The sequence below is a fragment of the Acinetobacter sp. 1125_18A genome, assembly GCF_052824985.1.
This window is the reverse complement of sequence record NZ_VTDG01000004.1, coordinates 415,593-440,827: the sequence shown is the minus strand read 5'-3', so window position 1 is coordinate 440,827 and position 25,235 is coordinate 415,593. Positions and strand designations below refer to the sequence as shown.

The 25,235-nt window shown below is 37.2% G+C and carries 21 protein-coding genes; 12 read left to right on the top strand and 9 right to left on the bottom strand.

Features of this window, described 5'->3' with window-relative positions; all coding sequences use genetic code 11:
* Window positions 1-61 precede the first annotated feature (61 nt).
* From FY049_RS10160 to atzF, 3 genes are read right to left on the bottom strand one after another with little or no spacing between them, the layout of a single operon-like run.
* Window positions 62-754 carry a GntR family transcriptional regulator gene (locus FY049_RS10160; protein WP_004721035.1) on the bottom strand — a complete coding sequence of 231 codons (693 nt, stop codon included), beginning with the start codon at window positions 752-754 and terminating at the stop codon, window positions 62-64.
* Between the two features lie 3 nt (window positions 755-757).
* Window positions 758-4,360, bottom strand: a complete 3,603-nt coding sequence (uca, locus tag FY049_RS10155) for an urea carboxylase (protein ID WP_446083672.1) — start codon at window positions 4,358-4,360, stop codon at window positions 758-760.
* A gap of 12 nt (window positions 4,361-4,372) precedes the next feature.
* A complete protein-coding gene (gene atzF / locus FY049_RS10150) occupies window positions 4,373-6,205 on the bottom strand; it encodes an allophanate hydrolase (protein WP_446083671.1) in 1,833 nt (610 codons plus the stop codon).
* An 837-nt stretch (window positions 6,206-7,042) separates the two neighbouring features.
* On the opposite strand from atzF, the gene FY049_RS10145 reads away from it, so the two are divergent.
* Window positions 7,043-7,315 (top strand): putative quinol monooxygenase, encoded by a 273-nt coding sequence (locus FY049_RS10145; RefSeq protein ID WP_446083670.1) that lies wholly within the window; start codon window positions 7,043-7,045, stop codon window positions 7,313-7,315.
* A gap of 46 nt (window positions 7,316-7,361) precedes the next feature.
* Here the strand turns inward: FY049_RS10145 and FY049_RS10140 are convergent, their stop codons facing one another.
* Window positions 7,362-7,901, bottom strand: coding sequence for a type 1 glutamine amidotransferase domain-containing protein (locus FY049_RS10140; RefSeq protein WP_154130725.1), 540 nt, complete (start codon window positions 7,899-7,901; stop codon window positions 7,362-7,364).
* A gap of 289 nt (window positions 7,902-8,190) precedes the next feature.
* Between FY049_RS10140 and dctA the strand changes: the two genes are divergently transcribed.
* Window positions 8,191-9,474 carry a C4-dicarboxylate transporter DctA gene (gene dctA, locus FY049_RS10135; protein WP_446083669.1) on the top strand — a complete coding sequence of 428 codons (1,284 nt, stop codon included), beginning with the start codon at window positions 8,191-8,193 and terminating at the stop codon, window positions 9,472-9,474.
* Between the two features lie 262 nt (window positions 9,475-9,736).
* Here the strand turns inward: dctA and FY049_RS10130 are convergent, their stop codons facing one another.
* Window positions 9,737-10,963 (bottom strand): MFS transporter, encoded by a 1,227-nt coding sequence (locus tag FY049_RS10130; protein WP_446083668.1) that lies wholly within the window; start codon window positions 10,961-10,963, stop codon window positions 9,737-9,739.
* A 134-nt stretch (window positions 10,964-11,097) separates the two neighbouring features.
* On the opposite strand from FY049_RS10130, the gene FY049_RS10125 reads away from it, so the two are divergent.
* From FY049_RS10125 to FY049_RS10115, 3 genes are all read left to right on the top strand, one after another.
* Window positions 11,098-11,691, top strand: coding sequence for a TetR/AcrR family transcriptional regulator (locus tag FY049_RS10125; protein ID WP_446083667.1), 594 nt, complete (start codon window positions 11,098-11,100; stop codon window positions 11,689-11,691).
* A 196-nt stretch (window positions 11,692-11,887) separates the two neighbouring features.
* Window positions 11,888-12,403 (top strand): GNAT family N-acetyltransferase, encoded by a 516-nt coding sequence (locus FY049_RS10120; RefSeq protein ID WP_056510607.1) that lies wholly within the window; start codon window positions 11,888-11,890, stop codon window positions 12,401-12,403.
* 152 nt (window positions 12,404-12,555) lie between these two features.
* Window positions 12,556-13,365 (top strand): siderophore-interacting protein, encoded by an 810-nt coding sequence (locus FY049_RS10115; protein ID WP_446083666.1) that lies wholly within the window; start codon window positions 12,556-12,558, stop codon window positions 13,363-13,365.
* A gap of 266 nt (window positions 13,366-13,631) precedes the next feature.
* Here the strand turns inward: FY049_RS10115 and FY049_RS10110 are convergent, their stop codons facing one another.
* The 3 genes from FY049_RS10110 to FY049_RS10100 form a co-directional block, all read right to left on the bottom strand.
* Window positions 13,632-14,411, bottom strand: coding sequence for a TIGR03915 family putative DNA repair protein (locus FY049_RS10110; RefSeq protein ID WP_446083665.1), 780 nt, complete (start codon window positions 14,409-14,411; stop codon window positions 13,632-13,634).
* On the bottom strand, window positions 14,412-15,671 hold the full coding sequence (locus FY049_RS10105; RefSeq protein ID WP_151957965.1) for a putative DNA modification/repair radical SAM protein: 1,260 nt from the start codon (window positions 15,669-15,671) through the stop codon (window positions 14,412-14,414). It lies immediately after the preceding gene.
* Between the two features lie 499 nt (window positions 15,672-16,170).
* Window positions 16,171-16,593 carry a PACE efflux transporter gene (locus FY049_RS10100; protein ID WP_004821026.1) on the bottom strand — a complete coding sequence of 141 codons (423 nt, stop codon included), beginning with the start codon at window positions 16,591-16,593 and terminating at the stop codon, window positions 16,171-16,173.
* 93 nt (window positions 16,594-16,686) lie between these two features.
* Between FY049_RS10100 and FY049_RS10095 the strand changes: the two genes are divergently transcribed.
* The 3 genes from FY049_RS10095 to FY049_RS10085 all read left to right on the top strand — a co-directional run bounded on the left by FY049_RS10095 (window position 16,687) and on the right by FY049_RS10085 (window position 20,273).
* Entirely contained in the window at window positions 16,687-17,610 is a 924-nt protein-coding gene (locus tag FY049_RS10095) for a LysR family transcriptional regulator (protein WP_446083664.1), read from the top strand.
* Between the two features lie 139 nt (window positions 17,611-17,749).
* Complete coding sequence (trmB, locus tag FY049_RS10090; protein WP_446083663.1) at window positions 17,750-18,466, top strand: tRNA (guanosine(46)-N7)-methyltransferase TrmB; 717 nt, start codon at window positions 17,750-17,752, stop codon at window positions 18,464-18,466.
* A gap of 607 nt (window positions 18,467-19,073) precedes the next feature.
* Entirely contained in the window at window positions 19,074-20,273 is a 1,200-nt protein-coding gene (locus FY049_RS10085) for a multidrug effflux MFS transporter (RefSeq protein ID WP_224965358.1), read from the top strand.
* A gap of 44 nt (window positions 20,274-20,317) precedes the next feature.
* Here the strand turns inward: FY049_RS10085 and FY049_RS10080 are convergent, their stop codons facing one another.
* On the bottom strand, window positions 20,318-20,875 hold the full coding sequence (locus tag FY049_RS10080; RefSeq protein WP_446083662.1) for a TetR/AcrR family transcriptional regulator: 558 nt from the start codon (window positions 20,873-20,875) through the stop codon (window positions 20,318-20,320).
* 668 nt (window positions 20,876-21,543) lie between these two features.
* Here FY049_RS10080 and FY049_RS10075 point away from each other — a divergent pair.
* From FY049_RS10075 to FY049_RS10060, 4 genes are read left to right on the top strand one after another with little or no spacing between them, the layout of a single operon-like run.
* Window positions 21,544-22,614: a taurine ABC transporter substrate-binding protein gene (locus FY049_RS10075; protein ID WP_056510594.1), complete on the top strand. Its 1,071-nt coding sequence runs from the start codon at window positions 21,544-21,546 to the stop codon at window positions 22,612-22,614.
* A 9-nt stretch (window positions 22,615-22,623) separates the two neighbouring features.
* Window positions 22,624-23,403, top strand: a complete 780-nt coding sequence (locus tag FY049_RS10070) for an ABC transporter permease (protein ID WP_056510591.1) — start codon at window positions 22,624-22,626, stop codon at window positions 23,401-23,403.
* Entirely contained in the window at window positions 23,403-24,194 is a 792-nt protein-coding gene (locus FY049_RS10065; protein WP_446083661.1) for an ABC transporter ATP-binding protein, read from the top strand. Before FY049_RS10070 ends, FY049_RS10065 begins: the two co-directional genes overlap by 1 nt.
* 17 nt (window positions 24,195-24,211) lie before the next feature.
* Window positions 24,212-25,234 (top strand): D-cysteine desulfhydrase, encoded by a 1,023-nt coding sequence (locus FY049_RS10060; RefSeq protein ID WP_056510583.1) that lies wholly within the window; start codon window positions 24,212-24,214, stop codon window positions 25,232-25,234.
* The last annotated feature ends 1 nt before the right edge of the window (window position 25,235 follow it).

The following is a 25,235-nucleotide window of genomic DNA, read 5'->3' as shown; positions in this document are numbered from 1 at the left end:
AATATTCATCATCCTTCCCTTAAAAGCATTGAAGTATAAGTCAATTAATCAAAATTTTAGCTTAAATAAATTGACTAGAATCTAGCATTTGCAATGTAATTTTCTTTACCTCATCACGGCTCTGTTTGATATGCTCTGTAGTCGCATTTAGCGCAGAATCCCGCTCTTTTCTAAAAATAAAACCTAAAATAGTCTGATGCTCAGCATAAGTTGCCTCTATACGATATTGTTTGGAGAAATCTAAGCGACGAATAATTCTAATTTTTTCACTCAGTTCTCGGTGTATTCGTGCCATTTCCTGATTACCTGCTGCACGAACAAGAGAACAGTGAAAATCTTCATCTTGTTGAGAAAGCGCCTTAATATCTTTTAGGTATTGCTCAGGTTCGATACACCATAAATCTTTTAATACGGCCAACTCAATTGATGGCTCCCCAATATGAGCGCAAAGTATTTCGATGGCTGCTTTTTCTAAAATGATGCGAACATCATACAGTTCTTCATAATATCTAAAGTTCAGTGGTCTCACCTGCCAACCACTTCGAAAACTGACCTCTACATAACCTTCCTGCTGTAAACGATATAAAGCTTGACGTATAGGGGTACGACTCACTTGATAAGTTTTAGCAATTTCTGACTCAGTAAAACGCTCACTCGGCATAAGTTTAAAATCAAAAATATCATTCTTGATTCTTCGATAAACCAGCTCAGACAAATTGTCTGAGCTTTTTAAAGAATTCTTTATTTCAGTCATATCCTATTCCATATAGACCAATGGCTCACCACTATGTACTGTCTGACCAGCGCGACAAGTCACAGCTTTTACAATACCGTCTTCAGATGCATATACAGGTAATTCCATTTTCATAGCCTCGATGATCGCTACAGTTTCACCTTTCTTCACCACTTGACCATGTTCAACCAATATTTTCCATATATTGCCTGTCATTGATGCATTTAAAGCGACAAAGTGACTAAAATCTTGCTGTTCAATGTAATCCTTTTGGGTTTCTTCTGGATGGATAAAATCTTCTTTCCATCGTTCAACTTCAGTTTTAAAAGCAAACTGTTGTTTTTCTTTAAAGACCTCGATGCTGTCAGCTTCATCCTCTAAAAATTTACAGTATTGCGCATAATCAAATTCAGTTTCTTCAATTTGAATTTGAGCTTGACCATTGGCAAAATCTAAACGCCACTGATCTAATTCAGCTTCAGTAACCTCAAAAAATTTGATTTGGTCAAAAAATTGCAGGAACCATTGTTTATCGCCAAATTGTTTATTCTTTTTAAATTTATTCCAGATCGGTAATGTGCGACCAATTAATTGGTATCCACCTGGTGAATCCATTCCATAAATACACATGTACATACCACCAATCCCAACAGTACCTTCTGCGGTAAATGTACGCGCTGGATTATATTTAGAGCTTAACAAACGATGACGCGGATCAATCGGTACTGCGCAAGGGGCTGTCAGATAAACATCTCCTAATCCAAGCACAAGATAATTTGCATTAAATAAGATTTGTTTAACTTCATCACGGTGTTTCAAACCATTAATTCGCTGAATAAAATCCACATTATTTGGAAGCCACGGTGCTTTGGCGCAAACACTTTCCTGATATCGTTCAACTGCACTCAGGGTGGCACTATCTTCAAATGCCATGGGTAAATAAACGATACGTGATGGTATTTTTATTTGGCTTAGATCACCCATTTGTTCTTCTAAATAGAGCAGTTCAACGATTAGAGTTTTTTGCAGGATGATCAAACCATCATATTTAATTTGCAAGGAACGAACACCAGGTGATAATTCTAAAATACCTGCGATATTGTGAGCACGTATCAGCTCTATCAATTTGTGGACACGTAATCTAAGGGAAAGATCCAGAATATTGTCACCATACTCAAGTAAGATATAACTATCTCCGGCTTGACGATAAACTGTTTTTGGAGAAAGCTGCATAGCCTCTCTCTGTGCCAAAATCGTCGTACCCATTTCCGCTTTAGAAATAGGGGCTACATCTGGAACAGCAGTTGAAAAGTTTTCAATCAAATCTAGCTGCTGTTGTTCTAATTGATTCGCTTGTTCTACGCTTAATGGATAAAAAGAGATTTTATCATCTGCTTTAAGTTGTCCGATTTTCCATAATTCTGCTTTAGCAATCGTTACTGGGCAAACAAACCCACCAAGACTTGGTCCATCTTTAGCTAAAATAACAGGGAAATCACCTGTAAAGTTGATTGCGCCAATGGCATATTCACAATCGTGTACATTGGAAGGATGTAATCCAGCTTCTCCACCATTTTCTCGTGCCCAACTTGGCGTTGGCCCACTTAAACGAATTCCTAAACGGTTTGAGTTAAAATGAACCGTCCATTCTGAAGCAAAGAATTCTTCAATATATTCTTGTTTAAAAAAATCTGGTGCGCCATGTGGTCCATATAGCACTCCGATTTTCCATTCGGTGCTATAGCTTGGAATTAAGTGGTTAGACAATGCTTGTGGTTGTGCAATGGCAATAGGTAACTCATTCATAAGTAAAGTCGGATTCACCATTTTAATCGTATCACCTGCACGAAGTGTACAACCAGCATGACCTCCAAAATTACCTAATGCAAAAGTCGAGCGACTGCCTAAATATACTGGGACATCCAAACCATCGCGTACTGAAAGATATGTTCGACAACCGGATTCAACCTGCCCTAACTCAAGTATCTGTCCAGACTTGACTGTAATCGGTTGCCAAAAATGAATAGCTTGATCGTCAAGATATGCAGAACATGGCGCACCTGTTAATGCAATGGTGGTATCAGCATGAAATTTTAACGTAGGCCCCATCAAGGTAAATTCAAAACCCGCAGCTTTAGCATCATTGCCTACAATTTTATTTGCCAATTGGAAAGCAAAATCATCCATAGGGCCTGATGGTGGGACGCCAATATCCCAATAACCAACACGCCCAGGATAATCTTGAATCGAACTTAATGTTCCTGGCTGAACCACTTCAATCACCCGAGGTGTATATTTAAAATCGTCTAACATCCGTGTCCAGATTTGCATACTTTCAAAGCGAATATCTGAAATAATCTCACGCGCATAATCAAGATTGGTACTAATACCGTTGAGTCGTGCTTCAACTAATGCTTGTTTTAACTTTTGTATCGCAGCCTCACGATTTTCAGCATGAACGATGATCTTAGCAATCATGGGATCAAAATATTGAGAAATTTCAGTGCCTGTTGATACCCATGTATCAACCCGAATCCCTTCAGGGAAATAAACATCGGTTAAAACACCTGGACTCGGCTGAAAATTCTTAACTGGGTCTTCTGCGTAGACCCGAACTTCTATAGCTGCACCTTGGGGCTGTATATGCGCTAAGTCATCCCAATCCAACCGATCCCCTGATGCGACTTTTAGCATACATTCGATTAAATCCAGCCCTGTTACCATTTCTGTTACAGGGTGTTCAACTTGTAGTCGAGTATTGACCTCTAAGAAATAAAACTCATCTCGTGCTGCATCATAAATAAACTCAACGGTTCCAGCGCTACGATATTGAACCGATTTTCCGAGCTCAATTGCAGCTTGATGTAGTTTTTTTCGTGTTGCGTCAGGTAAATTTGCTGCAGGTGTTTCTTCAACAATTTTTTGGTTACGACGTTGTAGTGAACAATCCCGTTCTCCCAAAGCAACCACTTGACCTTGACCATCACCAAATATCTGTACCTCTACATGACGAGCCTTATCTATAAAGCGTTCTAAAAAGACGCCAGCATCCTTAAAAAATTGCTCACCTAAGCGTTTCACACTTTCATAAGCTTCCATTAAGGCATCTTTTGAGTCACAGCGGGTTAAACCAATACCGCCACCACCTGCGGTACTTTTCAACATGATCGGATAACCAATTGTTTCCGCAGCTTCGAGTGCGTCATCTAGACTATTTAATAAACCTGTTCCGGGTGTCATTGGCACATTGGCTATGGCCGCCAGTTCACGTGCACGATGTTTTAGTCCGAATTCTAAAATTTGTTCGGCTGTAGGCCCCATAAATGCAATATCGTTTTCCTCACATGCTTGCGAGAACTCAGCACTTTCAGAAAGAAAACCATAACCAGGGAAAATCGCTTGTGCGCCTGTGTCTTTTGCAATTCGGATTAACTTTTCAATACTCAAATAAGTATCTGCTGGCTTAATCCCCTGTAAAGCAACTGTGTGGTCTGCATCTAATACATGCTGAGCATAACGATCTGTGTCTGAATAGACAGCTATACTTTTGATGCCTAATTTCTTTAAGGTTCGAATGGCTCTTACAGCAATTTCACCACGGTTTGCAATTAATACAGTATGAAACATGATGCTTTCCCCTTAATTCGATACAGCTGGTACTGGATTATTTCGCTGTTGGATATATGCCCGCCATCCTCCCAAATGACTGATATTCTCTGCATCGTCCAAACCATAAGGTTCACATATAAAGCCTTTTACCCAGCGCCCATCTTCAAGTTCCACATTTCCCATACCCAGTGGTGTCGGGATTTCTGCAACAAACTCCCCAAAACGAGCAGTTGGAATATCCCAAAGTTCTACAATAATGGCTTTCCCCTCAGCTTGATTACGTGCAAGGCCCGGTTTAGGCGGCACTGTCCCATTCAATGCATATAGAGAATATTTACTGGCAGTTCTGGTCGTTTCAATATGTACAGCATCTCTGCTGGTCAATTGAAAATTCAGTGGCATACCTGTTAAATGAGCCCCAACAACAGCCACACGGATATGATGATCAGATCGGGTTAAATCCAGTTGAGTAGATTTCAATTTTGCTTGTGTTGCCCCTAACTTTAAATCGAGATATCGCTGCCAGAGTTTTCCAAAATGAGTTAATGCAGCATCATGCCAAGCAGGTGCAATTAAAGTAATTCCAAAAGGTAAGCCGTCTTCTCGAAACCCTGCGGGTAAAGCCAGTGCACTTAAATCAGCCAAATTGGTGAAATTAGTATATGTACCAAAATGAGAGTTAAACTTAATGGGTTCAATTTTCATTTCTTCGATTGTGTAAATTGTGGGGGATGTTGGTACGATCAAAGCATCAAACTGAGCCAATTTTTCCTGAATTTCACGTGCCAAATCTTGTTTTAGATACTCTGCGTTGTAAGCATCAATTGCTGTGTATTGATATCCCTGTTTAACTATTTCTAAAACTGTTTGATCAAATGCTTCAGGATTTTGTTCGATAAAATCTTCTAAAGCAGCAGTTCGTTCAGCCACCCAAGGTCCTTGATAAAGTTGTACTGCGAGTTTTTCAAAAGCCGTAAAATCAATCTCTGTAATAGAAGCCTGAAAAGACTCAAGTAATTTAACTGCTTGGCTAAACGCTTGTTCCGATTGCTGATCGCCAAAAAAATTTAAAGTGTCGGGTATTGCAAAATTGAGTTTTGAGGTAAAGCGTGCTGGCGCTGTTTTTGGATTTTTCCGCGAGTAACTATCTCGCGCATCATATTTTTCTAATAGATTGGCAACATATTCAGCATCTACAACTGTTAAAGCAAAAATCGAAATACAATCAACAGTCTTACAGGCAGGCAATAGACCATGATTTGAAAAACGCCCTTTGGTTGGTTTTAAACCCACAATATTGTTAAAACCAGCTGGAACACGGCCAGATCCTGCAGTATCAGTTCCCAATGAAAAAGGCACCAGACCACGAGCCACTACGCTCGCTGAACCGGAACTTGATCCACCACTTACATAATTTGGATTAAAGCTATTTTTAACTGCGCCATAAGGAGATCGAGTGCCAACTAATCCAGTTGCAAATTGGTCCAAATTTGTTTTACCAACGACAACCGCGCCAGCATTTTTCAATAAGTGGACAAGTGCAGCATCTTGTTCAGCAGGATGAGAGATGATCTTACATGCCGCAGTAGACACAAATCCTTTTACATCAATATTGTCTTTAACTGCGAATGGAATTCCATATAACGGAAATTGCTGATAAATATTCTCTAAGTCATGAGTATCGATTTGAAGATCTTCAATCTGTTGTTTGATTTGTTTGACAGTCGCAATTGAAATCCATGCATTGTCCTGCGGATCAAAGTTACTCACTAAGTCACACAATTTTTCGATATTAATTTCACCAGTTTGGTAAGCCCGTTGCCAATCACTAATCGTCCAGCCACTCATTTTTTCTAAGTACATTTTTTGAATCCCATCTTGTATACAAGTTTGAATTGCATTTGCAGGATCCATGCCAAAAAATAACAAACTGTTTTTTATATCTTTTTTATATATGTGAGACTGATATGCAATAATTTAGATCATTTTTTTTTAGTCAAAATGCAAGCTTGCTATTTATGAGTGCAATATAGGATGGTTTATAAAATTGGTGCTCTACTTAGGCAACTTCATCCACTTGGTCATCTGAATAGATTGAAGTCTGTAGCGGTCAACTGTTTTTTAGAGTGAGTCAGCATCGCCTTTATGCTCTTTCAAAAGCTCAAGTTTTTTTATGATTTAACTTTATTTTATCGTGGCGATCTTTTACGTTTTTTATGACTTTTCCTACAAGTTTTTATTTTTTATGCTGAGGAATATGACGATGTACGCTCTAAATATTAACCTTATATTTTAAGTATCACTTCTCTATAAGTAATATGTGAGCAATCCAATAAAAAATGCGTATTAAATTTTTACGCAATAAATAGGGTCTGTTGAGATTTCATAAATGGCTTGCGTTGTAGGTTAAAATTGAGCAGGCAAGGCATGAAACGAAGAGAATAGCGAGACTATTTTCGAGTTTCATAACGTAGGCTGAGATAATTTTAGCCACAACCCTTCGGGACTTGTGTGTTTTTTGCCGCTACGTCGTTACGAACTACTCATTTAGAATGACTAAATTTCGTATTTCGCGCCTAGTATCGCCTAAAAAACACACGTAGTCGCAAACATAGACGAATTGTCAACAGACCCTATAATATATAAGACTCGTCCTACGCCTACATAAAACAACAGCTATATTTTATCAATGAGAATGCTATGGTTAAGCTAAGTGGTCAGTTAATCTGTGTGTCTGAACAAGAATTAAATATCGTAATCGAATGTCTTCCAGAACATATCAAGTTAACCAGACAAGAACAAGGTTGTGTTTCTTTTGAGGTCAAACAAAGCCAAAATCCCTTAATTTGGGATGTGCATGAAGTTTTTGAGAATCGACAAAGTTTTGAAAATCATCAACGTAGAATATCAGGTTCTGTGTGGGGAATTAAAACCCAACATATTCAAAGATTGTATGAAATAACCCTCGATTAGAGGGCTATCTCAAAAATTTAAACTTTGCCTAGCCTGCTCTATTCACTTATTCCAACTCTTTTAATATCGCCTCATTAAAGGCAGGAATATCATCTGGACTACGCGATGTAATGAGTACCCATCCACCCGTATTACAACGATGAACTTCTTCATCGATCCAGTTTGCACCTGCATTCTCTAAATCTATACGAATACTTTTATATGAAGTCAAATTTTTATCTTTAATTCTTTCTGCATTGATTAAAGCCCATGGTCCATGACATATGGCAGCAATCGGTTTCTTATGGTCTGTAAAGGATTGAATGATTTTCTTAGCATTCTCATCAATTCTCAATTGATCGGCATTGACCGTTCCCCCTGGAATAACCAGCAGGTCATAATCACTTGGATCTACTTTTTCCAAAATCGCATGCGGACTATATGACACCGATTTTTCATCATCATGAACAACGGTTCGTACATCGTTTAATTCAATCGCAGCGTGTATGCTTTCTATGCCCTTGCTCGTCAAAAAGTCCAAAGGTTTTTTAAGCTCATCATGCTCAACGCCAGAATTGGAAGTGATGAATAGTACTTTTTTAGTCATTTTCTTACTCCAACAATACGGTATATTTCAAGCTAACAAAAAATACGATTGTAGATGTACAAGTTTTAGCTTCTTATTGTTAAATGTTTTAGGATATTGTTTTAAGGCTTGTTATATATCCTTTTATTTTTTTGATCTATAAATAATTAAATACCACTATTAAGCAGCCTATGTATTAAACATCAAATACCGCCATAACAAAAACTACAGAAAAGACCAAAAATTATTCATTCAAAAAATGGCATAACTATTGCTTTTTCAAGTGACCTTTTAGTTATGAATCTCCTCAATGAAGCTTATTAAACGCTCTTTATTTTTACAAGTGATGATTGCATTGGTGATTGGTTGTTTATTCGGTTACTTTTTGCCACATATTGCGATCAATTTTCAAGTGTTTGGTAATGGCTTTGTCAAACTTGTCAAAATGCTGATTGCACCGCTTATATTCTGTGTCATTGTGTTGGGAATCTATGGTGCAGGAGACTTAAAAAAAGCTGGGAAAGTGGGAATAAAAACGCTGATTTATTTTGAAATCATGACCACTATCGCTTTAATTTTAGGATTAGCCGCAGCCTACATATTTAAACCTGGGCATGGTATGCACGTGGATATTTCAACTTTAGATGCGTCCCAAATGACCAAGTACAATGAAAATATCCATGCAGTTACAGGCGTATCTGATTTCTTTTTAAATATGATTCCTCAAACCGCTGTGGGCGCATTTACAGGGAATGATATTCTGCAAGTGGTTGTCTTTTCAATTTTATTTGGCGTTGCATTATCTATGCTGTCTAAAGATGTCAGTGAACCTGTCGCCTCTTTTATTGACAAAATATCTCAAGTTATTTTTAAAATCATGTCCATCATCATCAAACTGGCTCCTATCGGCGTTTTTGGTGCAATTTCTTTTACCGTGGCAAAATTTGGAATAGAAACTTTACTTAATTTGGGCTATTTGGTCTTAATTTATTATGCAACTGTGATTTTCTTTGTGATCGTCATACTTGGTCTGGTATTAAAACTCCTAGGTTTCAATATTTTTAAGCTCATTCGCTATTTTAGAGAAGAAATCACCATCGTATGTGGAACATCATCTTCTGATTCAGTATTACCGCAAGTGATGTATAAACTAAAAAAATTAGGGATAAAAGACTCCACTGTAAGCCTAGTCATTCCATCGGGTTACTCTTTTAACTTAGATGGCTTTTCAATTTATCTCACCCTTGCTGTTGTATTTATCGCGCAAGCGACAGGTGTTCACCTAACAATTTCAGACCTCATCATGATTCTTTTAATCACCTTATTTACCTCAAAAGGAGCACATGGCATTCCTGCATCAGCGATCGTTGTACTCGCTGCGACTTTATCCAGCTTTCCTGTTATCCCAGCGATTGGCTTGGTATTGATCCTTTCAGTGGATTGGCTGATTGGTATTTTAAGAGCAGTAAGCAACTTGATTGGTAATTGTGTCGCAACTTTAGTGATTGGTGTATGGGAAAATGATGTTGATAAGAAACGTGTATATCAAATGTTAGATGATCCGAACTGGGCAAAAAATGAATTGAGCAGTTAAAACGCAATTAACACATAGTGGGGAAAAATTAGAGTTTTATTATGTAGCAAAACCAATGCACTACATAACCAACGCACTATTAGCAACACAATACGCTTTAGATAAAATCCTTTAACGCTATCTTAAGCACACATATTTCATAAAAACCATTTCCGCATTGAGTCGCTGAAATGGTTTTTTATGAATCACAGTTATTCACTTAAACTAAAGCCCTCAATCGAAGACCATTCCAGGAAGCACACACAAAAAATCGTGCTGATCATCATGACGGATCATTTGATATGGCTATGCTGTGATTATCTATGCTGTCATTAGCCATACGGTAATGTCCCCATAATACAATCACCAACACCATACCCCCTGCGCATAATGCAACGAGAAAACCCGATCTTAGCCCATAGCCATCAACCATTTGTCCAGAGATTGCTGCTCCTAGTGCCACACCAACATTTAACCCAGCCAGTAACCATGTCATACCTTCCGTCAGGCGATGTTTTGGCACAATGCGCTCAACCAGTGCCATTGCGACGATCATCGTCGGTGCAAAAAATACTCCTGCCAGTAAAACACTACTTGCCAGCAGCGTAATACTATTCACCCATAATAAGGGTAATGTACTCGCTGCAGTTGCCACACCTCCAAGTAATAAAAGATGCTGTAAAGACATTTTCAATTTAACTGCACCAAATAATAAGCCAGCTAAACATGAACTTAACGCATATGCAGAAAGCACCAAACTAGCAGCTGCAGGCTGACCAAAATGTTCAGCAAAGGCGACACTAACGATATCAATCGTGCCTACAATGATCCCCATTCCAACCATTAACAATGTCAGCAAGCGTATCTGAACAAACATAATGATTGAGCCGGAACGCTTATGAGTTAAATCTTGTGTGTCGATTTGGGGTTCTGTACCTCGTTGTAACACCAGTAAAAATACACCGATAATCAACAACAATGTTGCAACCAGTAAACTTGCTTGTGGTAACACTGCTACCGATAAGCCAACAGACAATGGCGGGCCAATAATAAAGGTGACTTCATCTAGTACTGTTTCTAGTGAGTAAGCGGTTTGTAATTGAGCTTGTCCAGCATATATTGCCGTCCAACGCGCCCTTACCATGGCAGATATACTGGGCATAAAACCCGCCAATAATGCCCCCACAAACAACGTCCAATCAGCTGCCCGCCACCATGAAGCAAATACCAATATCAGTAAACCGATACTGCTGATCGTTGTTACGATAGGCAGTATGCGGCTTTGTCCATATTGATCAACTAACTTTGATACTTGGGGCGACACTAATGCGTATGTCAATACGAATACCGCAGATACTCCACCTGCCAGCGCATAACTCCCCCTCATTTGAGACAACATAACAATGATACCAATGCCGGTCATCGGTAAGGCAATCCGAGCCAATAGCCCAGCCAAAGCAAAACCTTGGGTCCCTGCGACAAAAAATAGTTCTCTATATGGACCAATCATCAGACTCTCCTGAATACAATCTCTTGCAAACATATAAGGATTCAGTAAAAATACATACATTGCGTATGAATAAAGCATACATTCATACGAAATGTATGTAAATAATCATACGAAATGTATGTAAGGAGAAATTGATGGTTCGTCGTACACGTATTGAAATGGAAGAAACCCGTGCTGCACTGATTACAATGGCTCGAAAAGTCTTTAGTGAACGCGGTTATGCCGATACCTCAATGGATGATCTCACCGCACAAGCAGGTTTCACTCGTGGTGCGTTGTATCACCATTTTGGTGATAAAAAAGGATTACTGGCTGCAGTCGTTGCACAAATCGATCATGAAATGGATCAACGTTTAGATATGATCTCCGAACAAGCTAAAGATATTTGGTCGGGATTTAATCAGCGTTGTCATACTTATCTGGACATGGCAATAGAATCAGAATATCAACGCATCGTACTGCGTGATGCACGGGCGGTATTGGGTGGCGCATCTATAGATTCGCAACAACACTGTATTGATTCTATGCAAAGACAGATAGCACAACTTATCCAGCAAGGAATCATTGAGCAAGCTGATCCGCAAGCACTCGCCTGCTTAATTTATGGCAGTTTAGCTGAAACCGCATTTTGGATAGCTGATGGTGACGACCATAATCAAAGACTCAAGTCTGGAAGAACAGCACTAAACCTTTTACTCCGCGGGTTATTGATTAAAGCGGATCAATAAAAATTCTGATTGCTATGAGTTCAGGGATTAAATTGAAACTCGATATTCAGAATAAAGTCAGAAAACTAGGATCGATATCCCTATTGATGACTTCAATTTAGGATAGTTTTTAGCTTAAACCGATCCTGATTTTAACTATGTATCTTTTGTCTGCTATACGATAAATTAACTGTAATTCTGAATTTTCGAGGTTTTTTTGAACTGGAATAATATAGAGATCCATTTTTCTCAAGTTGTTTTAAAACCATTTACATCTTTAGATGCTGATGAGGTATTTCAGCATATTACTCCCACCTTGACTCGATATATGGCTTGGGATCCTCCGCAAAGCCGTCAAGAGTTTGATGAGATTTGGCATAAATGGCTAGAGAATATTAAAGATGGGAATGAGTTAATTTTCGTCGTCAGAAACATTGCCAATCATGAGTTTCTTGGCCTTGCAGGATTGCATCAAATACAAACGGAAACACCTGAATTAGGCATTTGGATTCGAGAAGATCGACATAAGTCAGGATTTGGTAAAGATGCGGTAACAAGCATGGTTCATTGGGCTTCTGTTAACTTGAGTTTTAAAAATTTTATTTATCCTGTAGCTGTCGAAAATTATGCCAGTCGCCATATCGCGGAATCTTTAGGTGGGGTTATTTCTGAGTATAAAAAGAAACCTAAATATGATTCTGTAACCTATGCTATTCCTCCTCATACTGCATAATACCAATGGATAGATTGAATTGTTTATGATTTATTGATGATGGATACTGAGCATATTTGCAGTTTTGCAATCAACTCACGCGGTAATGGTGGCATTTTCATGTAAAAGTCGATACGATAATGAGAATTATTGTTATTTATATGGAATAAATCATGGCGCTGAATGCACATCGCACTTTTATTCAAGTGAAAGAGAAAATATATCTAGGTCCAAACTATATCCGTATTATTTTTGACTGTGCAGATGTTGAGAAATTCAAACACACCAGTATTGGTGATAACAATAAAATTTTTATTCCAAGGCATGATCAAACCACAATAGAAATTCCTGATTTTGATTTTAATCAACGTAAATGGATTGTCAGTAATCCTGAGATGATGCCAGAAATTCGGACTTATACCCATCGTGATATTGATTTAGTCAATAAAACTCTAACCATCGAGTTTGCAATGCATGGTACAGATACGGTGGCTTGTCACTGGGCAGATCGTGCTCAACCTGGAGATCAAATTGGCGTAACCATGTCTACTGCCGCTAAAAATTCAATCCCTACAGGACTAAATCATTATCTCATTATCACCGATGGGACGGGACTTGCAGTCACTCAAGTGATCTTAGAAAAATTAACAGCTGATGCCAAAGTATATGTCATTGCAGAAGTGGCAACTGTAGAAGATCAAATCGAACTACATACACAAGCTGATTTAGAGCAAACATGGCTGTTCAATCCGAACCCGCTTCAGCAAAGTTTATTGGCTGACGAATTGTTACGCCATCCTGAATTCATTAATCTACCAGCAAGCCGTTTTGCACATATTACCGCTGAACTACAAGCCGTACGGGCATGTCGTAATATCTTAAGAAAGCAAAGTGATTGGGGCAAAGAAGATTGTTATGCCTGTTCTTACTGGCAGATTGGGAAAGCAGATAATGAACGACAGTCTAAAGTGTTAGATGATTAAGCCCAAAGTGAATAAATGATCAATCCCGAAATATCTGATTTATATTATTTCGGATAGATGCATTAAAACCTTATAAACTAGCGTTTATAAGGTTTTTGATTCCCAAAAAAACTCAATTGAAAAAACACGAGTCTTAGAAATATAGAATAATTAGAGAATCAAGTTTAATACCTAAGAACTGACAAATTTCCAAACTCATTCATGAATGTAATAGAGAAAATCAGCTAGACATCAAAACCAAACTCATATTATTGATTTAAAAATATTTAAATCGTTTTCTCATTCATATAGCGCCAATATCGCTTTGGTACATATTGAATATGCAGTTTAATGTTTTTTCGCGCTGAAATATTTACACTGTTAAAATAATCTTTCCAAAGCTGATCATATAGAACCTCTTGATGATCTAATTCAACACTAAAATCCTGACTAGAGCCTTGATGAATATTTTGATCAATTTCTAAGACATTCATATTGACTTGATGAACCTGTCTTAAATCATAATAGATACCAAAATTTCGTTTTTCATCATAAATAAGCCAGCGCTGATCTTGATATCTGGTTTTAAAATGCTTTTCGATCAAAGGCAAAACATTGAAATCTGGCTTAACCAAGCTTAAAAATAATTCATCTTTACACTTTTTAAAGCGAACAAAAGCTTCCATACGATGTTTTTCTCTTCCCACTTGTTTGGCCCATTTTGACAGTGCCAAAACATCTGGATGACCATAATCTCGATCAATCGCTTTTTGAGCGAAGAATGCATAAACACTAAAATTAAACAGATGTTGAAAAGCATCTTCCTGTTCAGATAAAAAAGTATAGTAAAAATTACGTAAACCACTTGCTGAAACTTTTAACTTTAGGCCTTGCCAAACTCTATTGGCTTGAGCGTCATTGGATTCAACAAAAATCGTTTCATCAAATAAAGCGGCTTGGGTGTTGTTTTCACTTGAGACAATGACATCAAACTCTTTAAATTGAAATGCACGAAATACACAGCACAAAATCCCTGTCATGGTCCCATCAAAAATATATTTCACCATTTAGAATAACAAGTCCAACTGGGGTGAAAGTTGTTGAGTATATTTTGAATGCCCTGTCTGTAATATTTTCTGGCGAATTTGACTGGGTAATTGATCTTTTAAAAATGGTGGAGTATCTGCACAACGAATAAAATGCATGGCCCTGTTATAAGCAATCCCCAATTTTTTGATTTGATCAATATGAATTTTACCAAAGCGACGTGCTTGAACAATCTTTTTAGCTGAACGCACCCCAATTCCAGGGACTCTTAAGATCATTCGATATTCAGCTTGATTGATATCGATAGGAAATTGTTCAGGATGACGTAGTGCCCAGCTCAGTTTGGGGTCAATATCTAAGTCTAAATTTGGATGCTTTGCATTGACAATTTCAGTCGCTTCAAAACCATAAAATCGCATTAACCAATCAGATTGATACAATCTATTTTCACGCAGTAATGGCGGTGCTGAACCCACTGAAGGCAATGCTTTTTCTTCATCATTAATCGGAATATAGCCCGAAAAATATACCCGTTTTAGTTTAAATTCTTTGTAGTGATGATCAGCCATTAAGATAATATCCTGATCCGTTTCATTATGTGCGCCCACCACCATTTGAGTTGTTTGTCCTGCTGGAACAAACTTCGGCACAGTTTTTATAATTTTTCTTTCATCTTTAAATTGAATCAAACGATCTCGAACAATGCCCAAATCTTTTTGCACTTCATCATGGGTTTTTTCAGGAGCAAACTTTTTAAGGCCTTCCGCGGTAGGCATTTCTAAATTGATACTCATCCGATCTACATAAAGCCCTGCCTCATGGATAATCTCCTGTGAAGCACCTGGAATCGTTTTAAGATGAATATAGCCATTAAAGTTTTCTTCTAATCGTAGCTTTTTAACGACTTGTAGCATGCGCTCCATGGTATAGTCTGCTGACTTAAAAATTCCTGAACTGAGAAAAAGGCCTTCGATATAATTTCTTCTATAAAAATTAATGGTTAAATCAACAACTTCTTGTACCGTAAAAGCAGCTCGTTTGACATCATTAGAACGGCGAGAAACACAATATGAGCAATCAAAAATACACACATTGGAAAATAAGATTTTAAGCAGCGACACACATCGACCATCTTCGGTATAACTATGGCAAATTCCAGCCCCCGTATTGCCTAGCCCACTGTCTTTGTTTTTACGGTTACTGCCACTGGATGAACATGACACATCATACTTCGCAGCATCTGCTAAAATTTGCAGCTTTTCTCTAATACGCTCTGTCATCACTCACACCTAATTTTCCGAATGAACTTTAGTGATTATATAAATTATGAGCGGTCAACAACGGCTATTTCTTTATTGTTGCGACATGAGCTGTCGTATAAATTTAAAGCATTAGGGTCTGTTGACAATTCGTCTATGTTTGCGACTACGTGTGTTTTTTAGGCGATACTAGGCGCGAAATACGAAATTTAGTCATTCTAAATGATGAGAAACATCGTTTCGCAAGGTAACAACGTAGCGGCAAAAAACACGCTAGTCCCCCGCTGCGCCTTGCGCTGCAAGGGTTGTGGCTAAAATTATCTCAGCCTACGTTATGAAACTCGAAAATAGTCTCGCTATTTTCTTCGTTTCATGCCTTGCCTGCTCAATTTTAACCTACAACGCAAGCCATTTATGAAATGTCAACAGACCCTAAATAGAAATTATTGTGCTAGAAAAAACCTGAATTATTGCCCATTCAATTGAATGGGCAAATAACTTAAGCAGAAACAACTACATTTTAAGCTTGAGCAGAAAGTGGAACACCAAATAAACGATCAAAAGACCAATTAAAAATAAAGGTATAAATTGGAATGATAACAATTAAAGCCGCATCTAATAAAAATGCCTCTAGAAAACTAATATTCATCCACCATGCAATCAATGGAATAAGAAAAACCACCAAGGTTAATTGAAATCCGATCGCATGAGCTACACGGCGTTTTACTGTACGTTGACGTAAAGTTTGGCGTTTTTCCCATGCTTCAAAAATTAAGTTATAAATAAAGTTCCAGCTCACAGCAATCGTGGTAATCAGGAAAGCCAAAGGCCCCGTATGGGTTAATTGTGTACCCGAAAGTAGTGCCAGCCCTAAAGAAGAAATACCTAATCCAATGATTTCATAAGTACTTACATAAATTACTCTACGTTTAAGACCTTGCATAAACTTACCCAAACAGATTTTCAAAAAAGCTATTTTAATTTCAGTTATAATAATAGATAAAGACAATAGCTTTCAGTTTGACTGATACCAATTATGAATTTCACCAGCGAAAATATAGAATTATTTGTAAAAGTACTGGATACAGGCTCTTTTTCTGCTGCGGCTCGTGCCTTAAATCGAGTACCATCAGCCGTCAGTATGGGCATCGCAAATATCGAAGCAGAATTAGGCTTACTACTGTTTGAAAGAACACCGCGCAAAGTGATTCCGACAGCGTCAGCACTTGCCCTAGCCCCACAGGCAAGAATCATCTCAGAACAATTAAAACAATTGAGTAAGCATGCTTATGAACTGTCCTTAGGTTTGGAGAGTACTTTAAAAATAGGTGTTGTATCAGATGTAAACAATCAAAAACTTTTACAATCTATTGATAAACTTGCAGCAAAATACCCGTTGCTCAATATCGAAATCATTACTGCGCCACAAGATGATATTTTGCATTTACTGTATTCAGAACAAATCACAATTTGTTTAGCGGGTTCAGGGCAACATATCAAAATGCAAGAACATTTGCAGTTGGTCAGCATGGAGGTTGTTGTTGCAACTATATCTGCAAATCATGCCTTGATGAATCAAGCAGTTCATCCTATTTATATCGAGGATTTGGTTAATGTTCGGCAAATTGTTGTCGCGAGTAGTGCGCTTGATATTGCAGATTTGAGATCGGTAATTGCTGCATCTTACTGGCGAACCAATGATCTACAAACGGCGATTGATATGGTTGAGATCGGCTTGGGATGGGGAAATTTCCCATATTCATTGGTCAAATCACATATTGATGCTGGGCGTTTAATCCAAATTGATTTTAAAAATACCTACAATCAACTTTCTGTTCCGATTTATCTGATTTGGTTAAAAGATAAAGCACTACCTAAAGCATCGCGCGAATTAATCGAGCTAATTAGACAAAGTCTAAATGAACATAACGACGCGTTGAGTAACAGCAATACTCTCTGATTCAGCGCTCGATAGTCATTTTATTTTATCCAGTTTTCATTGTAAATTTATTAGAATTGAATGAAATTCTATAAAAAATTTGACTTGCGAAGCTCAGCACTTACAATACGCCTTTTAGATTTCTAGTATTACCTAAATCATGTCAAACGATCAAATTGAAGCACAAATTGTAGAATTAGACAATTTGCAAGAACACCGTGAAATTGTGACATTTATGCGTAGATCGTCACCGCTCAATACTTCACAACGTACTGCGCTTGAACAACATCGTGAGTTAATTTTGGAATACCCTGTCGGCGATTTACGTCAACACTTTGAACATCCTGAACGCCCACTTACGGTAGAAATTGGTTTTGGTATGGGCCGCTCTTTGGTCCTGATGGCAAAAGCCAATCCTGAACGTAATTTTGTTGGAATCGAAGTGCATGTACCTGGTATTGCGCAATGTGTTTATGAAGCAGGAATGGCGGAAGTTAAAAACCTACGTGTTTTAGATGCAGATGCAATTCAAGTTTTACGAGAAATGCCTGACAATAGTATCAATACGGTTCAACTTTATTTCCCTGATCCTTGGCAGAAAAAACGACATTTTAAACGCCGTTTTGTTTCTCATGATCGTATGCCATTGGTTGAAGAAAAACTTGAAATTGGTGGTACATTCCATGCTGCAACAGACTGGGAACCCTATGCTGAATGGATGCTCGATGTTTTAGACAATCGCCCTCGTTTAGAAAACTTAGCAGGCAAAGGCAATAGCTATCCTCGTCCGGACTGGCGTCCACAAACCAAGTTTGAACGTCGTGGTATTGAGGCAGGCCATAAGATTAATGACTTTATTTTTAAGAAAATAAACTAATGATCTAAGAAAACTAGACTGAGTCTACAATTAAACATTATAGGGTTAAATATTAATTATTTAACCCTATTTTTACATCTAAATTGAGGTAATTATTCGAGTTAATTCTTGTTCTAAAAATAATTAATTCAAACAATCAAAACATAAATATAAGACCTCATACGAGCCATAGTCTCTACTCAGCGCAAAATTCAGCCGGATAGGAATCAAGAGAAGAAATCAGGGCTAAAGGTCAATTAAATAATGGTCATTTTTTGATATTCAAACAAATATTGATAATTGTCAGATCAAAGTCTGAACGGCTACAAATTGAAACCGGTTCTAAAACAACATTCTCCACTTGCATGTAATTTTACATCAAGCTCTTTGACTAATACTTTCAGTATTCACTCAGCGTGACTATTATTTTATATGTTGTAATTTAATGACGATAGTTGGTTCATTTTAAAAGATTATTCAGTAAGGATTCTTTTTATACATATAAAGCTACCTTTGGCGCCCTGCTCTTTAACTCCATTAAAAATCGTATTTTGGTTGATTTTAAAAACAAACAAAATAAACTACCTACCGTTAGGTAGTTTTAATTATACAAACTTGGGTGAAATTTATGCAAGGACACTTACAGACTCACAAAATGAGTACTTCATTTATCATATTACTCTCACTATTAACTGCTTTAGATGCCTTAGCAATTGATATTTATGTGCCCGCATTTCCAGTGATAGCGACCTCATTACAGGTATCTACCAGTCAAATCCAACAAACATTATCAATTTTTTTAGTAGGTTTAGCTGTTGGCCAAGGCTTATATGGACCATTTCTTGATCGTTTTGGTCGAAGAATTCCATTATTAATTGGTTTAATTATTTTTATTTTGGGTTCTCTGCTCGCAGCAGTCGCAACTTCACTTGAACTATTATTGTTCGCACGCTTTCTTCAAGCCATTGGTGCTGCATCTGGTCTGGTCACACCTAGAGCAATTATTAGCGATATTTGTAATGAGCAAGATGCAGCTCGCCATTTTTCTGTGTTAATGCAAGTCATGATGGTCATTCCAATCATTGCCCCTTTGGTTGGAAGTCAACTTTTGAACTACGGCACATGGCATATTATTTTTTATACATTAGCCTTACTATCTTTTATGTTATTGGTGTGGAGTAGTATATCTGTTCCAGAAACATTAGCTCTTTCGAATAGACAACCCTTAAATCTAAAAAATATTTTCAAAAATTACTATCTTCTATGTAGAAATAAAAGCTATTTCAGTTTTACCCTTGCTGGAGGCTTTCTACTCGGTGGGTTCTTCTTCTACATTAGCAATTCACCCTATATTTTTATTCAACATTACTCAGTCAGCCCTGAACATTATAGTTATCTCTTTGCACTCAATGCACTGTGTTTCATCATCTTTGGTCAGCTTTCAATTTGGTTATTGAATAGAGGATGGTCTGCTTACCAAGTTTTAAAGCTAGGCTCTATTATTTTAATGTTTTTTACACTTATGCTTAGCCTAGTAACGTTACTGTATACACCAAGTTTATGGGCTTACACCCTATTACTGACTGTGGTTATTAGTTCTACAGGGCTTTTATTTGGTAATCTTACAGCACTGACCATGCAACAGGTACAACATCACTTAGCAGGAATCGCTTCAGCTTTAATTGGCTTACTTCAATATAGTTTCGGAGCAGTTATTGGTTTTATTGCCAGTCTTGCAACAGAAAATATCCTCGTCCTTCCTGTAACTTTACTTATATGTGCTTTTTGTATGATTATATTAAATACAATTGCTCATAAAAATGCTTAAAAATAGATAGTGCTAAATATCTAATATTAGATATTTAGCACCTTTTAACCGATTAACACCTCAAGTGCTTTTAAGATCGCATCTAATCTTTTTTTATATTTATCTTTACCACCATAAATGAGCTCACTTTGCAAAGCATCTACAAAACACATGCACAGTCGAGCCAAAGTTGTTGAATCAAACTTCTTGTTTTCTATATTTTCAGCGAATACGTTTTTAAAGATATTCTCCAAATCATCCATAAATATATGCATCGGATCAATCACTTGATCATAAATATGCTGTGGTGGGTTAATGAGCGCATTCATCCAAAATTGTACATCATATGAAGCATCAAATCGTTCACCTATGCTGCAGAAATACGCACAAAGTTGTTGATGAAAATTTTCTCCACCAGTTAATGTATTTTTTGCATAAGTCAGTTCATGATTAATCATAATCGGAATTAGACTCAAATATAAATCATCTTTATTTTTGAAATGTGCATAAATAGAGGGTTTTTTAATGCCAACGTCTTCGGCTATTTCATTCATTGATGTTGCAGTAAAGCCTTGTTTTGCGAATCGCTGCAATGCAATACTTTGAATTTTTTGTGCTGTCACAAATGAAACCTAACAAAAATTTTGCCTATTATATTAAAATTATCATCATTAAAGAAGAATTTAAGCTAAAGTCACCTGACTTCATTTTATAAAGCCATCACTAAAGATATATTCAATAATATATTTTTAATGGAGAGGCTAATTACTTATACATTTTTTGTGCGTAACTGATTGGCTTTAATATTCCACAATTTTGATCAAGCACATGTTCATTACCTCCTAATCTAATAATGGTTTAAAATTCATATACCTAGTTAGATAAGTTAAATGAATGTTAATCAAACCAAATTTTAGTTTGTTTGTTAATTGATCATTCTCATTTTAATCACCCTTTTTAATTAAACTTATAGGCTTGGTCCGAAAGTACTTATCAATACGAAAACCAGCATGTGTATTTTTGATATTTTTTACTTGAAGTAATCAGAATGTGATCATCAATTATTTAAATAAATGATTTTATAATCAAATTTCTACCTATGCTTTAAAAGCACATCATCTTAAAAATTTGACTACAAGGTATAATCTTTACTTTTAAAAACTATAAATATTTCTTTTTTATTCATAAAGATAACATCTATTTTATATATAACTATTCCATTTTTTCATATTTTTATTAATTTAAAATTCTCATTAAGATCGGAGAAATTTCAAAAACACTGGAAAGAAAAATGTTGAATACAACAGGTTTTCATTTTAAAAATTTGGCTTTGTCCCTCGGTATTCTCAGTTTTACACTTTTAGTTGGTTGTGGAAATAAATCGCCACAAAACAATGAACCCAAAGCTGAAGCGTCACAAACAGCAGAACAACCACAAGAGGTCCGTTTTGCTTGGGGTGGTGGTCCCCGTGTCTGGGTCCTAGGTAAAGCCGACGGAGATTTTGAAAAAGCTTTAGGCACCAAAATTAAGTGGGTTGAATTTGCATCGGGAGCAGATGTGATTAATTACTTTGCTGCCAATGAAATTGATATCGCCCGTTTTGGTTCAAGTCCTGCTGTTGCAGGGATCACTCGCGGATTACCCATTGAAGTCATTGGCTTAGAGGGTCTAATTTCAAGTGCAGAGCGTTTGATTGTTCGACCTGAAATTAAAACTCTACAAGACTTAGTGGGTAAAAAAGTTGCTTTCCCTGCAAACTCAACTGCACAATATGCATTAGAACAAGCACTTACATTAAATAAAATTGATAAATCAAAAATCAAATTATTACCACTTAAACCTGCTGAAATTGTTTCTGCATGGACTCGTGGCGATATTGATGCTGCCTATGTTTGGGGCCCATTTACACAACAATTAGAAAAACAAGGTGGCAAAGAGATTTATCGTACAACGACACTAAATGAACAAGGCATTTTGGTTTATAACAACTTCGCTGTCCGCAAAGAGTTTGCAGAAAAACACCCCGATCTTGTGATTAAGTTTTTAAAAGCATACCAAGAACAAGTTGATGAATATAAAAAAGATCCGAAATTAGCTTCTGAAAAAATTTCTAAATACTTAAACCTTCCATACGAGCAAGTTGAAACTACATTGGCAGGTATTGATTACATTCCTTTGAAAGATCAAGCATCTGAAAAGTACCTAGGTACAACATCAAACGATGAAAACTCAGGCTTGGCAAAAGCAACTCAAGATATTGCTAAATTTTTAGTCGGTATCGGCGAGCTAAAACAGTCTGATGTTCCAAAAAGTTATGCGCCCAATATCGACAGTAAATACCTTATCGAAGCAACTAAATAAGGTTATAGAATGAGTCAGTTGAACCCGTTTAAAGCAAAAGTAATTAGTGCATTATCACTAATCACTTTTGTTGTTATTTGGCAGCTTGTGTGTACGTTTAAACTTGTGTCACCCATTTTATTGCCATCCCCCTTACAAATAGTAGATACAGTTTTAGATTTATTTCAAAACGGTTATCGAGATGCTCCATTTTATCAACACATTTTAGTGAGTACGGCACGTGCATTTTTTGCATTTTTCATTGCCATTATTATTGGTGTTCCTTTGGGGTTATTAATGGGCCGTAGTCCTGTACTCAATGCCATTTTAGATCCATTCGTACAATTTTTACGCCCTATTCCTAAAATTGCTTTAATCCCATTAGTTGTTGTGTGGTTGGGGATTGGTGAGGCATCAAAATTTTTCCTAATCTTTATTGCTACTTTACTTAGTGTAATTGTTGGCGCAACTGCAGCAAGCCAAAACGTTCCACAGGGTTTAATTCAAGCTGCACAAACAATGGGACTAGGAAAAGCATCAATCTTATTTCGTGTCATTTTACCCTCTTCACTTCCTGAAATTTTCACCACGATTCGCTTATCGATTGGTATTGGTTGGACCTCATTAATTGCGGCTGAGATGGTTGCTGCAACGTCAGGTTTAGGATGGATGATCATTAACGCGGGCTCATACTTGCGTACTGATGTTGTGATTGTCGGTATTATTTTACTTGGAACAATTGGCTTTATTTTAGATTGGCTCATTGTAAAAGCACAGCAAAAATGGGCACCTTGGACAGGAAAAGTATAATGACTCAAACATTTATTCAGCTAAATAATGTTCAAAAAACATTCAAGCAAAACAAATCTGAAAATACGGTTCTAAAAGACATTAACTTAGAAATTTCTGAGGGTCAGTTCGTTTGTTTACTTGGTCCATCTGGCTGCGGTAAATCAACTATTTTGAACTTACTTGCAGGTTTTGAAAAACCTAGCTCTGGTAACATTTATGTAGATGGTCAACCTATTTCAGCACCAGGCATTGATCGAGCTGTTGTATTCCAACAAGCACAATTATTCCCTTGGCTTACAGTGAAAGAAAATATTTATTTTCCCCTTAAGCAATTAAAGGGAGAGCCTAAATACATTACCGAACAAACTGAATATTACTTAGAAAAAACAGGTTTAAAAAAATTTGAAAATCATCGCGTTTGGCAAATTTCAGGGGGGATGAAACAACGTGTTGCACTTGCCCGTGCTTGGGTCATGAAACCAAAAATTTTACTCATGGATGAACCCTTTGGTGCTTTGGATGCTCAAACACGTATTTTGATGCAGGAAACATTAACTAAGCTTTGGCAAAATAACAAAACGACCGTTTTATTTGTCACTCATGATATAGACGAATCTTTACTTTTAGCAGATCGCATTATCTTAATGGCAGGACATCCTGGGCGTATTGCAGAAGATATTCAAGTCAATTTACCCCATACACGTACGATTGAAAATATTGCTCCACAGCCAGAATTCATTGAAGCCAAAAAACATATTTTAGAAATTATGCGCAAAGAAGTTAACCGCATGATTGATTACATACACTAAATCTACAGGACACTTTTATGTTATTAAGTCATTTACCCCGCGTTAAACTTGTTCATGCACCTACTCCTCTTGAGTTTTTACCTAACTTAACCAAAGCATTAAACGGTCCTGAAATTTATATCAAACGCGATGATGCAACAGGTCTTGCTACTGGTGGAAATAAAACCCGTAAATTAGAATTTCTAATAGGCGATGCAATTGCAAAAGGCGCAACACATGTGATTACTCAAGGTGCAACTCAATCTAACCATGTTCGTCAAACCATTGCTGCAGCAAATAAATTCGGCTTAAAAGCATCTGTTTTACTTGAACAACGCGTCAGTGATGCTGCAGATGAATATTACAACAATGGGAACTTATTGCTGGACGAAATTTTAGGTGCCATATCAATTGAAGTTGTTCCTGGCGGTACAGACATGGCTGCTGCTTTAGAAGCAAAAGCAAAAGAATTAGAAGCACAAGGTGAACGCCCTTATATTATTCCAGGTGGAGGCTCAAACGCTATTGGTGCTTTAGGTTATGTATCTACTGCAATTGAATTAATTAACCAACTCAACCAGATCCAACTTGCCCCAACTCATCTTGTACATGCAACAGGGAGTACTGGAACTCAAGCAGGTCTTTTAGCGGGTATTGTTGCAACAAATTCTAACTTACCTGTGTTAGGTATCAGCGTTCGTGCTGAAAAATCTAAACAAGAAGAAAACGTCTATAAACTTACTCGCTCAACTTTAGAACATCTTGGTTTGAGTGCTGATCTTATCGCACGTGAAAAAGTTGTGGCAAATAGTGACTATGTTGGCGATGGTTACGGTATCCCAACAGACAGCATGGTTGAAGCTGTTGAACTCCTTGCCAGAACTGAAGGTATTTTGCTTGACCCAGTTTACTCAGGTAAAGGTTTTGCAGGTTTAGTAGGCCTAATTCGCCAAGGTTATTTCACTAAAAACGATAAAGTGATCTTTCTGCATACTGGTGGTGCTGTAGGCTTATTTGGGTACCGTAAAGCATTCTCTCACAAAGACGCATACCGCTTGTAAA